Raw genomic sequence first — 12631 nt, forward strand, 5'->3', positions numbered from 1 at the left:
ATAGTCATTTTCCAAAGTTATAGTGGAACCATAATAAGCATTATCAATCTTTTTCTGCAGTGCCGTAAAAGTTCCATCATCTTTTGCACTTAACTCATCAACATTCTCAAATACACCTAATGCATCATTTGTCTGATCTGCATTATCAATTGCTGAAACACTTAATGTCTCATCAACAGTCTGATTTACATCTTCTGATGCTGAAACACCGGCAACAGAAACAATAAATACAACCAGACAAAATAATATTAAAAATTTTCTCTTCATGATTTTCCCCCATTTTAAGCCGTTAATTAAATAAATGCCTAAAATATAGTTAAAATTTTATCAAAAGATATATATATATATATAGTGATTTTAAGGAATAAAAAAGCTTTTTTTGCGAAAAATTATAAAAATAATGATGAAAAATGTGAAAAACACTAAAAAGAATTCAAAAATAAAAAAATAGTTGAGAATATAATCCTCAACCTCTAACAGTTACTCGATTTGCAATTGCCGCACCGTTTGAATACATGGAAGTTATAATGTATTCCCCAAGCATTAGATTAATGTTTAGGCGGGCAATACCACTGCCATCAGTTATTCTGTTGTACATTACACCATTAATGTTGAATGTAAGTGTCTGATTGGCAAAAGGCTTACCCTGACCGTCAAGTAATTTCGCTTCGAACTTGGTTCCGTCACGATAGTTCATTACAACATCTTCAGCTTCCAGAATAGGTAAAACTTTAATTGTATTGGCCAAACTTAAGCCGTTATACATAATAGTTGCAATATAAGTACCTGGGTTCAAGTTAATATTCATATTGATGTACCCGTTTGCATCAGTTGTTCTGGTATATAAAACACCGTTGATATTTAATGTAGCGTTTACACCTGCACCAACTGGTTTTCCCTGATCATTGAGCAATCTGAAAGTAAATTTGGATGCATTTTTATAGTATTTAGTTAAATCATGGTTTTCCACAATATTTGGTAAAACATTAATGATATTTCCAGACTGTTCTTTAGAAACAGGGTTTATTGCAGTGATAACATATTCTCCAGGATTCAAGTTGATGTTCATTTTTGCAACACCGGCATCATTGGTTTTTCTCGTGTATAAAACACCATTAATATTAAAGTTAACATCAGTATTTTTCAATAGGTTACCTGCAGTATCAACGAATGTTGCATAATATTGAGTACTGTTTCTGAAAATCTTTGTAATATTGTTTCCAGAAATCGTCGGTTTAACAGTAATGGTAGAATAAACTGTTGTTCTACCATATTCTGTTGTTGCAGTATAAACACCACTGTTTAAGTTAATGGCCATTGAAGCTATACCATTTTCATCAGTAGTCTTAATGTAATCCATATCATTGATATTAATGCTAACATCCGCATTGGCAACAGCTTTACCACTATCAGTTAAATGGACAACAAACCGTTCAGGACCGCCACGGTATTTAACCAAAACCGGTGCATCAATAGATATATTTACAAGAACATAATCATTATTGATAAAAATACAATTATCAATACTTGTATGTTCCAAATATGCCCATATCGCTTCACCATCATCAGCAGAGTTATTTATAAAATTAGAGTTACCAATATTAGTAATATCATATGAATACAGAGCACCACCGTTACTGGATTGATATGCATCAAGAATTAAAGCAGAATTATTCACAAAGTCAGAATTATAAATATTTGCTGCTTCACAGTAAATGGCACCACCAGAAGAAGATGTTGTATTAGAAAACCAGGAAACTGAACTTTCAGCATAATTGTCAGAAAAAATTGAGTTATTGACATTGACGGCATTTGCACTAACCGCTCCGCCAGAAACAAATTGACCAGATATAGAATTGCCTGCAAATTTAGAGCCAGAAATGTCAACACTACCTGTTGAAGCTATGGCACCGCCAGATAATGAACCTCCAGAAGAACTAATCCTGTTGGAAATAAAATTAGAATTAATAACTGTTAAATTTCCATCACAATAAACAGCACCTCCAGAAGATGAAACTGAATCTACGCCTGAGTTCACATTATTTTCAAAAAGGGAATTAATAATTGTTAAATTTCCTTCACAAAAAATGGCTCCCCCTTTAGTATCGCCGAAGCTAGAAAAAATTCCATTATCCCTGAAAATACAATTAGAAATAACTGTATTATTTCCATTAATTGCCATAGCACCGCCATATCCATCCCTATAGAATCCATTGATAAAAATGATATTTTTCAATACAACATTATCTGATTCTATGTACAATATACGTTCAGACTGACCTGCGTCAAGAGTATGGCCATTACCATTAATCGTTATGGATTTATTGATAAAGAGAGATGTAAATGAATATTTATAATCATCATCCAAATTGATTTCAGAACCTTCTTCAGCGCCATCAATCTTTTCTTGCAAATCAGTGAAAGGACTAACACCAATACTGTCTGAAATTCCACCATCATTTTGAGATATACTTAATGTATCCACATTACTAACTAAATTGTTACTATCCTCAGTTACAATCTGATTTATATCTTCTGCCGCAGAAACACCTGCAACAGAAACAATGAATAAAATCAGACAAAATAATATTAAAAACTTTCTCCTCATAATTTTCCTCCATCCTAAGCCATTGATTAAATAAATGCCTAAAATATAGTTAAATGTTTATAAAAAGATATATATAAATATAGTGATTTTAAGGGATATAAAAGCTTTTTTTGTGAAAAATTTTAAAAATAAAATAAAAAAATACATAAATCAATGAATAATATTCAAAATACAAAGTAACATAAAATATGATTTTGTCTTTAAATAGATTAGCACAAAACAAAATAGTAAATGATATTTATCAGATGATTTCCTGAAATACAATATACTGGATTAAAATGAGTCTGCAAATCATCAAAATACAATATCTTTTTGTGCAATTCATCCATTACTTAAAGAAGTTTGGATATTATTACTATTACTTAAATAAAATTCCATTCTTCCAAACATGTTTGTACAACAAATCTTATTTTTAAACAAATCTATTTAAATATAGTACACAAAATACAAATTGATAATACACAAATAATTTCATTAAAGTTTCACTGAATATTCAGTTTAATTTCATATATTTATATAAATGCGGTAGAAAAAATATAATGATATGAACATTTCATGACCCCATGAAAATTCAGAAATGAAAAAATTAATGCTGTGATAGAATGATTTTAAGTAAAGATTATATTGAAAAGGACATGCTGTTTATTGTCAAATCGGAAATCAGATTAAGAATACTGACAGAATTGAATAACAAACCCCAAACAATCAAGGACATTGTGAATAAAACAAACATCGCATATTCCTCCGTCTCAAACAATCTCAACAAATTGGAGTACAAAAACCATGTCATAAAAGAAAACAGAATTTATACGATGACCCCATTGACAAAACTGTATTTCAGCCAGCTGATGGAATTCAAAAAAAGTGTTGACATCATCAAGAATTTCGACAGCCTATGGTACAAGCATAATATAACCAATATCAATGACGAACTGATTGAAAACATTACTGAACTATACGAATCAAAATTGATAGAAACCGACCCCATTGACATCTACAAAACCCACAACAACATCAAAACCCAATTAAAAACTTCTAAAAACATCAGAGCAATACTTCCATACATTCATCCGGACTATCCAAAACTGATTGAAAACATAATGAGAAACAACGGAAAAATCGAACTGATTATGGAAAGAAATATCTATCATGGACTAATATCCCAGATAGATAAAGAACTGAAAAACCGATGCATAAAGAATGCTTCTTTAAAAATTCATATATTGAAGGAAAATTTAGACATATATCTATTAATCTGCGATGAATCTATGAACTTGGGACTGTTTAAAAACGACGGAAGCTACGACCAGAATAGAATTTTAAATTCAAATACTCCGGAATCCATAAAATGGGCCAATAATTTATTTGAAACCATAAAAAGCAAAGTGATTTAAATGAGCAGAGATATTGCAAAGAACAATAATGCGCAGGAATTCAAAAACGTGAAATATCTTTTAACCTCATCAATGAGAACATTAATCCTAGTAGTACTATACAACAAGAAAAAAAACCTTAATGAAATTAGAGATGAATTACATAAACCCTCAGCAACAATATTGCATGGATTGAAAGAATTGGAGGAAAATAACTTAATTAAAAAGGACAGGAAATATTATTCATTGACCTCGAACGGATATTTGCTCGCAACAAACGTCATAAAATTAATTGACAACTGGCATTCAATTGAAAAAAATAAGATTTTCTGGAATAACCATGACCTTAGAGGAATTCCAGAAAATTTTCTGAATAAATTATATCTTCTTAAGGATGCCGAATTGATTTCATCAACAACCAGCGATTTATCAAATGCATTCAACAAATACATTGAACTGATATCCGCCTCCAAAGAGCTGACAATAATACTGCCAATATATTCGGAAAACCACTTCAAATACATAATTAAATTACTTAAAAGCAATCAGCTGAATAGTCTAACGCTATTAGTCAATACGGAAATATTGCAAACAATGCAAAAAAGCAGATACCTGAAAAAATCATTGATCGAGAACAAAAATGTAGAAATACTGGAAACCGATGAACATATTAAATTGTTCTTAACCTACTCCACAGACTTTATGGCATTGACTTTATTCTTCAAGGACAATCACTATGATGACTCCCAAATCATAATAGACAACCATAAAAGTGCAATCAAATGGAGTAAAGAATTGTTTAATTTTTATAGTAGAAGGTGATGGAATGGTTACTAAAAACAATACAACAAGAATTTTAGAAATGATTTTGTTGCAGAGAAAAGGCGGGAAAACATCAGCAAGAATAATAGAACAAATATTGAAAAGACCATACAATTCTAACCAAATATCAAAACTATTAAAAATAAGCTATAACACGGCATCTCGTCATTTTCAGATAATGCTAAAATACAAAATTGTTGAAAAAAAGGAAATCAGCTATGCTACATACTATATTGCTTCAGAAGCATTGTTGAATGTTGAGGACGAATTTTACAGAATTAAAGAATTAATTTAAATATTAATTAAACATAAAATATTATAGTAAGAAATTCAGGTGATTTAATGGAAAGTGAAACAACAAAGAAACATCAGAAAGAATCATCATCAGACATAACCTGCGGCATTATCACATTAAGTGACAGCAGAGATAAAAAAGAAGATTTATCCGGAGATTATATAGAAAATGAGATTAAAGAAAGATATCTTTTAAAATCAAGAAAAATCATCAAAGACGAGAAAGATGATCTTTTGAATGCGATTGAGGAAATGATTAATGAAGATATTGATGTAATCTTAACCAATGGTGGAACCGGTCTTAGCAATAGGGACATTACGGTTGAAACTGTTGAAAAATTATTTGATAAAAAGATTGACGGATTCGGCGAAATATTCAGACACCAGTCATATATAGAAATCGGCTCAGGAGCACTGCTTTCACGTGCAACAGCAGGAGTCTATAAAAAATCCTGTATATTCTCCATGCCGGGATCACCTAATGCCGTTAAGACCGCTTTAAAAATAATAATTGATGAACTGCCACATATCGTTCATCATGCACAAAAATAGAATATTGAGATGGATTTCATATCCATCTTTCTTATTTACCGAATGATGAAAGCACAATAGCCGGAGTAACATATCCTTCAATAACTGCGGCAATTGCTAAAAAAATCACCATCAGCACTACTGAAAAAAGGATGTCTTTTAGAATATAAGTATCTGAAATGACTTCTTTAATGCTTCTTTCTTTAATGACACTAATTTCCAGTTTTGTAATTAAAAATGCACCTGTCAGTGCAAAAACGCTTCCTCCCAAATATTCAAAAATAAAATGAGGAATAATTGACAGGCTGGCGAAATAGAAATCGCTTCCAAAGGGTATGCCAATAGCTATAGCGTTAAATATTACCATCAACAGGGAAATCACGGAAAATAAAATTCCAGTAATGACAATGATTAAATCGACCATTAAATTATGAGTAAATAATCCTAAAGCACCACCACTGACATCAGAAAAATCAAATGTTTTATTGCTTGTACTCATTGCTTTGGTTATTGCACCGTAATTTTCTCCAACCCGAATATTACCTATAATAATACCAATTACAAAGAAAACTAAAAAGATTGCCAAAGCAATAAGTATCACTTTTTTATTTCTGGAAAAATATCCTTTTACAAATTCTTTAGTAAAGATTTCCATCATCAGAATTCATCCACTCTAATTAAAGGCTCCAATAGAATTCCTTCTTCATCAAATGCTTCAATAGCCCCTTCCTGTCTGTCAACGACAACAAAAGCCCTTGTTACATTTCCGCCATTTTCTTGAATAGCCTTAATTGCCTTGAGCAAAGACCCTCCAGTGGTCGATACATCCTCAACGACAATGACATTATCTCCAGAGTTTAATTCACCTTCAATTAATTTGGAAGTACCGTATCCTTTCTTTTCTTTCCTAATCATTAATAATGGAAGTTTACTTTCCAAAGATACTGCAGTGGCAATTGGAACAGCACCCAAAGCAGGTCCGGCCACTTTATCAACATCATCTTCAGCGATTAATTGTGTAATCATTTTTGCAATCGTGGATAAAATTTCCGGATTAGTTATTGCTTTTTTCATGTTAATGTAGTAATCGCTTTTCTTTCCGGAGGACAGTGTGAAATCCCCTTTAAGGAAAACATCATTTTCTTTTAATAATTCGATTAAATATTCTTTAGATGCCATTAGATATCCTCTTCGCCTTTAAGTAAAACTTTATCACCAATGGTTTTTACCATTTCTACAGGAATAACATTTTCACTGTCACGGATTTGTTCGGAAAAACCAGTTTTCTTAATTACAATATCAGTAATTTCAAAGCTGTCTTCATCAAAGATTATTTCATGGACTCTGCCTATGATTTTTATGTTTCCATCCAAAACTTCTTTGTTAATAAATTCTTTGGTTCTCATTTAAATCACCTATTATAAATTAATATTACATTATTAATTTAAATAGTTTAGTTTTAAAAAAGAAATTTTTCAATCCAGAAGGACAATAGGCAATTAACAGTATTGCCAACACAATAAGTTAAAAGGGAATCGGACAAATCATAAGCCGTTTCTTTTTTGACAATTCCTTTTTTGACATCATCCATCAGATTCAAAATTGATGATGTAACGGCAATGTTTTGCTGAATTTTTGAATCAATTTTTAGCTGAGAAATAAAACTATGTTTATCTTGATTTAAGCCATCATAAAATTCATTGATATCTAATTTGTATCTATTTAATAATACCAAAACATTAGATTGTGAAGTTTGTGTAATCCATACTTGCTTTTTAATTGCTACATGTATAGACTCAACAACACTTTTACCAATTAGTTCGCCTAACTTGGAATGTTTTCCCGCATTTGTCACCAAATTGTCTGAATCCAAATTGGAACCTATAATCAGACCGTCAGTGCCTGTTCCTGTGGCAAAATTATTGGAAAACTGTGAAGGAATTTTCAAATCATTAAGCGCAATGCTTTTAGCCTCACTGGCCACAGCATAAGCCTCTGCCAGCAAAGCATCATCAAGTCTTGAATTGATTAGCAAAATCGTGTTGATTGTTCCGAAGTGAAATTCACCGTTTTCCTCATAATATGATGCATCGTCCCCTGCACAGACAGCATTTACACGAACGCCTGCTGTGGTGATTGCAGTGACTTCCAATTTCTTATATCTCTTAGTGACAATAGAAAGATTTTTCATTAAGGCAAGAGTGACAAGACCCGTTGATTTTGAAGGATTAAAATTATAATCATTACATAGATTAACCAGATAATCTTTTAAATCATGATTTTCCAGATAATCAATAGTGTCCTGAGACAAATGATGGTTGAAAGCAAATTTCAAATCATCACGAATTCCACCATTCAAAACAGAACTGGAAATAATATTTCGTTTATTGTAGAATTTAATAAAAATAGAGTCTTTAAAATAATATACTTCATCTGAGGTTGAAGTCTTAAAAATAAGTCGATTATTATACATAAAAATAAAAAAAGAAAAGATGTAAATTAGATTTACATCATTGGAGGCATACCGCCCATACCAGGATCCATTGGCATGTCTTCAGCGCCGCCAGAAGATGCAATTACATCATCGATTCTTAAAATCATTTCAGCTGCTTCGGATGCAGATTGGATAGCTTGTTTTTTGACACGTTTTGGTTCAATTACACCAGCATCTTTCATATCTGCAACTTCACCAGTGAATACATCTAATCCCATGTAGAATGAGTCTTCTTGAGCAGCTCTTAAATCTACTAATGAGTCGATGCTGTCTAAACCTGCATTTTCAGCTAAGGTTTTAGGTACGATTTCTAAAGCTTCTGCAAATGCATTTACAGCTAATTGTTCTCTTCCAGAAATAGATTCTGCGTAATCTTTGAGTTTTTTAGCCATAGCAATTTCAGGAGCACCTCCACCAGCTACAACTTGGTCATCTTCAACAGTAGCTGCTACAACACCGATTGCGTCTTCAATAGCTCTGACGATTTCATCAACGATGTGTTTGGTACTGCCTCTTACGAATAAGGTTACGGATTTAGCTGCACTACATTCTTCGACAAAGATCATGTCTTCACCGGAGATTTTTCTTTCTTCAACAATTCCAGCTTCACCTAAATCGTCAACAGTTAAATCATCTAAGTTTGAGATAACGGTTGCGCCGGTAGCTCTGGATAATTTTTCAATATCAGATTTTTTAACTCTTCTTACAGCCATGATGCCTGCTTTGGATAAGTAGTGTTGTGCTAAGTCATCGATACCTTTTTGTGCGAATAATACATTAGCTCCAGAATCAGCAACTTTTTGAACCATTTCTTTAATCATGTTTTCTTCTTGTTCAATGAATGCTTGCATTTGAGCAGGGTCAGTGATTCTGATTTCAGCGTCAACTTCAGTTTCTTTAACTTCTAATGGAGTGTTGACAAGAGCGATTTTTGCATCTTTAATTTCAGATGGCATACCAGGATGTACTTTTTCTTTGTCAATGATAACTCCTTCAACTAAGTTGGATTCTTCGACAACAGCACCATCTTTCTTCTCAATTTTAATGTTGTCAGTGTCGACAACTTTTCCATCAGCTACTTTTTGTACTGCTTCAACGATTAATTTTGCTAATGGTTCACGTGCTGCTTCGGTTCCTTTACCAGTCATAGCAGTCATAGCTACTTTAGTTAAAGTTTCAGTATCAACTTTATCGATTGCAATTTCATCTAAGATTGCTTGAGCTTTTTCAGCTGCTTTTCTGTATCCCATTGCAATGATAGTTGGGTGAATGTCTGAGTCTAATAAGCTTTCTGATTTTTTCAATAATTCACCAGCAATAATAACTGCAGTAGTAGTTCCGTCTCCAACTTCGTCTTCTTGGGTTTTTGCTACTTCTACGAGCATTTTTGCTGCAGGATGTTCAATATCCATTTCTTTTAATATTGTTACACCATCGTTAGTTACTACAATGTCTCCAAGACCGTCTACTAACATTTTGTCCATACCTTTTGGACCTAAAGTAGTTCTTACAGTTTCAGCCAATACTTTACCAGCTAAAATGTTGTTTCTTTGTGCGTCTCTACCGATGGATCTGTTAGTTCCTTCAGGTAAAATAAAAATTGGTTGTCCACCTTGTGCCATTTAATCACCTTTTTTTAATTTTATAAATAATTAGATCAGTTTAGTTATCAACATGAAAAAATAAGTTATATTGTTGAATAAACCTTTCTACATATAACATGAGTTTAAGGTTATATAAATACTTTACTATTTAGTAAATTTTGGTAAGAAAAATAAAATATGAATGAAACTAAATGTTTATTAAATATCTTTTTTAAGTTATCAGGAAAAATTTTATCAGATATTTTTTTAATGATTTTGAGCAATTAAAATTGAATATTTGATAATATCATCATCAGCATAATCCTTTTGCATATCCAAAACATCATAACCCATATCATCAACAATTCCTTTAGCAATTGATTCCTCCCCACACCAACTAAAGCGAACAACATTACCTCCTTCAATAAGTTCAGGGATTTCATCAATATCTTTTGTAAATTTAATATGCTTCCTCTGGAAGTCCCATGCCAATTTCGATAGATTTTCACCAATTTTATTTAACAAATCACAAATTGCATCCCCTAAGGATTCATCTAAATTAACTTCCATATTTTGATAATCATCCCTCCTTGTAAGTAGAGCAATATTATCTCCCAAACCAGTCGCATCTATTTTAAGCATAATGGGCACGCCTTTAACCGTCCATTCATCAAATTTTTTAACTGAATCAATATTCCTATCATCAATTTTTACTCTTATTTTTAGAGATTCCAATTGATTTTTAATTTCAACAGCTTTATTTAAAACATCATCTTTGTTTTTATCAATAACTGGTATTATCATAAGTTGATAAGGTGCTACAATCGGAGGCAAGCGCAAGCCATCTTTATCGCCATGAATTGCAATAATCGACCCAATAACCCTTTCAGATATTCCCGCACAGGTTTGATATGCATATTTTTGCTTTCCATCAACATCTTCAAAGGCAACATCAAATAGTTTTGCAAGACTTTGGGCTAAATTATGGACTGATGCAATTTGTAAGGTTTTTCCATTAGGCAAAAAGGCATCAAATGCGATTGAACAATCCGCACTAGGAAATTTATCCCAAATCGGTCTTTTAGAAACAAAATATGGAATTCCCAGTTTATCAAAAAAATTTTGATAGATTTTAATAAACTCACGTACCTGCATGTCAGATTCCTTTTTTGTGGCATGTACGGTATGTGCTTCCTTAAAAGTAGAAATTTCATGAAGGCGGAAAAAATTCATAATAGGTTCTGTTTCATATCTGAATGCATTTACAATTTGATAATATTTGATTGGAAGATCAACATGGCTTCTAATCCATAACGCAAACATAGGATATATTATCGTTTCACTAGTTGGTCTAAGTGCCAATGGTTCATTTAAATCATTTTTTCCACCTTTCGTAACCCAAAATACCTCATTTTCATAATTTTCAACAAAGACAACTTCTTTTAAAAGTTGATTTTTAGGTACAAGTGTTGGAAAAATAACTTCTTCATGAGTTTTGTCTAATAAGTCCCGAATAAGATTAATTGTATGTTTTCTTATTTTAAAACCATAAGGCATCCAAATAACTGTTCCTTCAATAGGATACATTAAATCAATGATATTCGCTTGTGTTATAATATTTTTAAACCATTTCTCAAAATTTTTCATGATGATCATATACAATCAAGTATTATATTTAAATATCTTTTTTTGACGATATATAATAATGATGGAGACTAACTCAAATATAGATTTAATAATGGATAATCCCAGAAAAGCAATTAACAAATTGGCTTTCCCTACAATATTTTCAATGTTATTAATGTTTTTAAACAATATCATAGATAGTTTTTGGGTTTCAGGTTTAAATACTGACTCACTTGCCGCATTAGGTTTTATTTCACCATTATACCTGGTCATTATAGGCATTGGAATTGGCATAGGTGCCGGTGCGAATTCCCTAATTTCAAGATATCTTGGTGCCAAAAGAATTGATGATGCAAACAATGCCGTTATCCATTCATTAATTATCATGATTATTGTTTCAATCATCATTTTAATTATAGGTATTTTCTTTTTAGATGATTTAGTCATACTTTTAGGTGCATCAAGAGTTAGTTCCTATTGCTTAAGTTATGGACAAATAATATTCTTGCTCAACATTGTATTTTTATTTCCGAATGTAGTTGGAAGCATATTCAGAACAGAAGGAGATGCTAAAAGAGCAACAACCCCTTTAATATTATCATCCATCATAAATTTAATTATTGATCCTATCTTAATATATGGTCTAAACTTAAGAATCTTTGGAGCGGGACTTGCAACAGTAATGGCATCGCTTGTGGGATGTATATTGATAATTTATTGGATTTATATTAAAAAAGACACTTATTTTAATTATAAATTCTCTGAATACAAACGTAAATTAGAAATTTATAAGGAAATAATAGTGGTTTCACTACCCTCCGCAACAGAGGAAATAGTTTTTGCTTTGGTTGCGATAATTCTAAATTATTTAATTATAACAACTTCCGGAATTGATGAAATTGCATCATTTACTATTGCATGGAGAATTATTACAATAGCATTTTTACCTAGTGTTTCAATAGGAATAGCAAGCATAACGGTTTCAGGAATAGCTTGGGGGGCTCGAAACTGGAAAAATTTCAATGAGACAATTAAATATTCAACATTATTGTGTTTAGCTATTACCCTTTTATTTTCAGCATTCTTCTTTATATTTGCTCATCCACTTTGTGGACTATTCAGTTTCCAAACAGGAAACTTAACATTAATAAATCGTTCAAGTGAAATATTGAAATTACTTGTATTTTATAACTTCTTAATCGCATTTGGTGCAATACCTGCATACATATACCAAGGCGTAGGATTGGGATTTAAATCTTTAGCCCTAACAATTTTAAGAGAACTCGTATTAAGTATGGGA

Annotated in this window: 13 protein-coding genes; 5 read left to right on the forward strand and 8 right to left on the reverse strand. The window is 31.7% G+C overall.

Features of this window, described 5'->3' with window-relative positions; all coding sequences use genetic code 11:
* Both ACKI3Q_RS09765 and ACKI3Q_RS09770 read right to left on the reverse strand, forming a co-directional pair.
* A partial coding sequence (locus ACKI3Q_RS09765) for a hypothetical protein (protein WP_407416402.1) occupies positions 1–267 on the reverse strand: 267 nt, incomplete at its 3' end.
* Positions 268–466: 199 nt separating this feature from the next.
* Complete coding sequence (locus tag ACKI3Q_RS09770) at positions 467–2608, reverse strand: hypothetical protein (protein WP_407416403.1); 2142 nt, start codon at positions 2606–2608, stop codon at positions 467–469.
* 602 nt (positions 2609–3210) lie between these two features.
* Between ACKI3Q_RS09770 and ACKI3Q_RS09775 the strand changes: the two genes are divergently transcribed.
* From ACKI3Q_RS09775 to ACKI3Q_RS09790, 4 genes are read left to right on the forward strand one after another with little or no spacing between them, the layout of a single operon-like run.
* A complete protein-coding gene (locus ACKI3Q_RS09775) occupies positions 3211–4002 on the forward strand; it encodes a helix-turn-helix transcriptional regulator (protein ID WP_407416404.1) in 792 nt (263 codons plus the stop codon).
* Positions 4003–4803 (forward strand): helix-turn-helix transcriptional regulator, encoded by an 801-nt coding sequence (locus ACKI3Q_RS09780; protein ID WP_407416405.1) that lies wholly within the window; start codon positions 4003–4005, stop codon positions 4801–4803.
* Between the two features lie 4 nt (positions 4804–4807).
* Positions 4808–5098, forward strand: a complete 291-nt coding sequence (locus tag ACKI3Q_RS09785) for a winged helix-turn-helix domain-containing protein (RefSeq protein ID WP_407416406.1) — start codon at positions 4808–4810, stop codon at positions 5096–5098.
* A gap of 47 nt (positions 5099–5145) precedes the next feature.
* A complete protein-coding gene (locus ACKI3Q_RS09790) occupies positions 5146–5649 on the forward strand; it encodes a molybdenum cofactor biosynthesis protein B (protein WP_407416407.1) in 504 nt (167 codons plus the stop codon).
* 31 nt (positions 5650–5680) lie between these two features.
* Here ACKI3Q_RS09790 and ACKI3Q_RS09795 read toward each other — a convergent pair whose 3' ends face one another.
* From ACKI3Q_RS09795 to proS, 6 genes are all read right to left on the reverse strand, one after another.
* A complete protein-coding gene (locus ACKI3Q_RS09795; RefSeq protein ID WP_407416408.1) occupies positions 5681–6286 on the reverse strand; it encodes a stage II sporulation protein M in 606 nt (201 codons plus the stop codon).
* Positions 6286–6807, reverse strand: coding sequence for an orotate phosphoribosyltransferase (gene pyrE, locus ACKI3Q_RS09800; RefSeq protein WP_407416409.1), 522 nt, complete (start codon positions 6805–6807; stop codon positions 6286–6288). Before pyrE ends, ACKI3Q_RS09795 begins: the two co-directional genes overlap by 1 nt.
* Complete coding sequence (locus ACKI3Q_RS09805; RefSeq protein WP_407416410.1) at positions 6807–7034, reverse strand: PRC-barrel domain-containing protein; 228 nt, start codon at positions 7032–7034, stop codon at positions 6807–6809. Before ACKI3Q_RS09805 ends, pyrE begins: the two co-directional genes overlap by 1 nt.
* A 53-nt stretch (positions 7035–7087) precedes the next feature.
* Positions 7088–8101, reverse strand: a complete 1014-nt coding sequence (locus tag ACKI3Q_RS09810) for an adenosylcobinamide amidohydrolase (RefSeq protein WP_407416411.1) — start codon at positions 8099–8101, stop codon at positions 7088–7090.
* Positions 8102–8133: 32 nt separating this feature from the next.
* Positions 8134–9744, reverse strand: a complete 1611-nt coding sequence (thsA, locus tag ACKI3Q_RS09815; protein WP_407416412.1) for a thermosome subunit alpha — start codon at positions 9742–9744, stop codon at positions 8134–8136.
* Between the two features lie 228 nt (positions 9745–9972).
* A complete protein-coding gene (proS, locus tag ACKI3Q_RS09820) occupies positions 9973–11352 on the reverse strand; it encodes a proline--tRNA ligase (protein ID WP_407416413.1) in 1380 nt (459 codons plus the stop codon).
* 58 nt (positions 11353–11410) lie between these two features.
* Here proS and ACKI3Q_RS09825 point away from each other — a divergent pair.
* A partial coding sequence (locus tag ACKI3Q_RS09825) for an MATE family efflux transporter (RefSeq protein WP_407416414.1) occupies positions 11411–12631 on the forward strand: 1221 nt, incomplete at its 3' end.

Source organism: Methanobrevibacter sp. (assembly GCF_045636185.1).
GTDB lineage: Archaea > Methanobacteriota > Methanobacteria > Methanobacteriales > Methanobacteriaceae > Methanocatella.

Excerpts from the sequence above, each read along its gene's own strand:
- ACKI3Q_RS09770 (WP_407416403.1), bottom strand. The coding sequence starts at position 2,608 with ATGAGGAGAAAGTTTTTAATATTATTTTGTCTGATTTTATTCATTGTT.
- ACKI3Q_RS09775 (WP_407416404.1), top strand. The coding sequence starts at position 3,211 with ATGATTTTAAGTAAAGATTATATTGAAAAGGACATGCTGTTTATTGTC.
- ACKI3Q_RS09780 (WP_407416405.1), top strand. The coding sequence starts at position 4,003 with ATGAGCAGAGATATTGCAAAGAACAATAATGCGCAGGAATTCAAAAAC.
- ACKI3Q_RS09785 (WP_407416406.1), top strand. The coding sequence starts at position 4,808 with ATGGTTACTAAAAACAATACAACAAGAATTTTAGAAATGATTTTGTTG.
- ACKI3Q_RS09790 (WP_407416407.1), top strand. The coding sequence starts at position 5,146 with ATGGAAAGTGAAACAACAAAGAAACATCAGAAAGAATCATCATCAGAC.
- ACKI3Q_RS09795 (WP_407416408.1), bottom strand. The coding sequence starts at position 6,286 with ATGATGGAAATCTTTACTAAAGAATTTGTAAAAGGATATTTTTCCAGA.
- pyrE (WP_407416409.1), bottom strand. The coding sequence starts at position 6,807 with ATGGCATCTAAAGAATATTTAATCGAATTATTAAAAGAAAATGATGTT.
- ACKI3Q_RS09805 (WP_407416410.1), bottom strand. The coding sequence starts at position 7,034 with ATGAGAACCAAAGAATTTATTAACAAAGAAGTTTTGGATGGAAACATA.
- ACKI3Q_RS09810 (WP_407416411.1), bottom strand. The coding sequence starts at position 8,101 with ATGTATAATAATCGACTTATTTTTAAGACTTCAACCTCAGATGAAGTA.
- thsA (WP_407416412.1), bottom strand. The coding sequence starts at position 9,744 with ATGGCACAAGGTGGACAACCAATTTTTATTTTACCTGAAGGAACTAAC.
- proS (WP_407416413.1), bottom strand. The coding sequence starts at position 11,352 with ATGAAAAATTTTGAGAAATGGTTTAAAAATATTATAACACAAGCGAAT.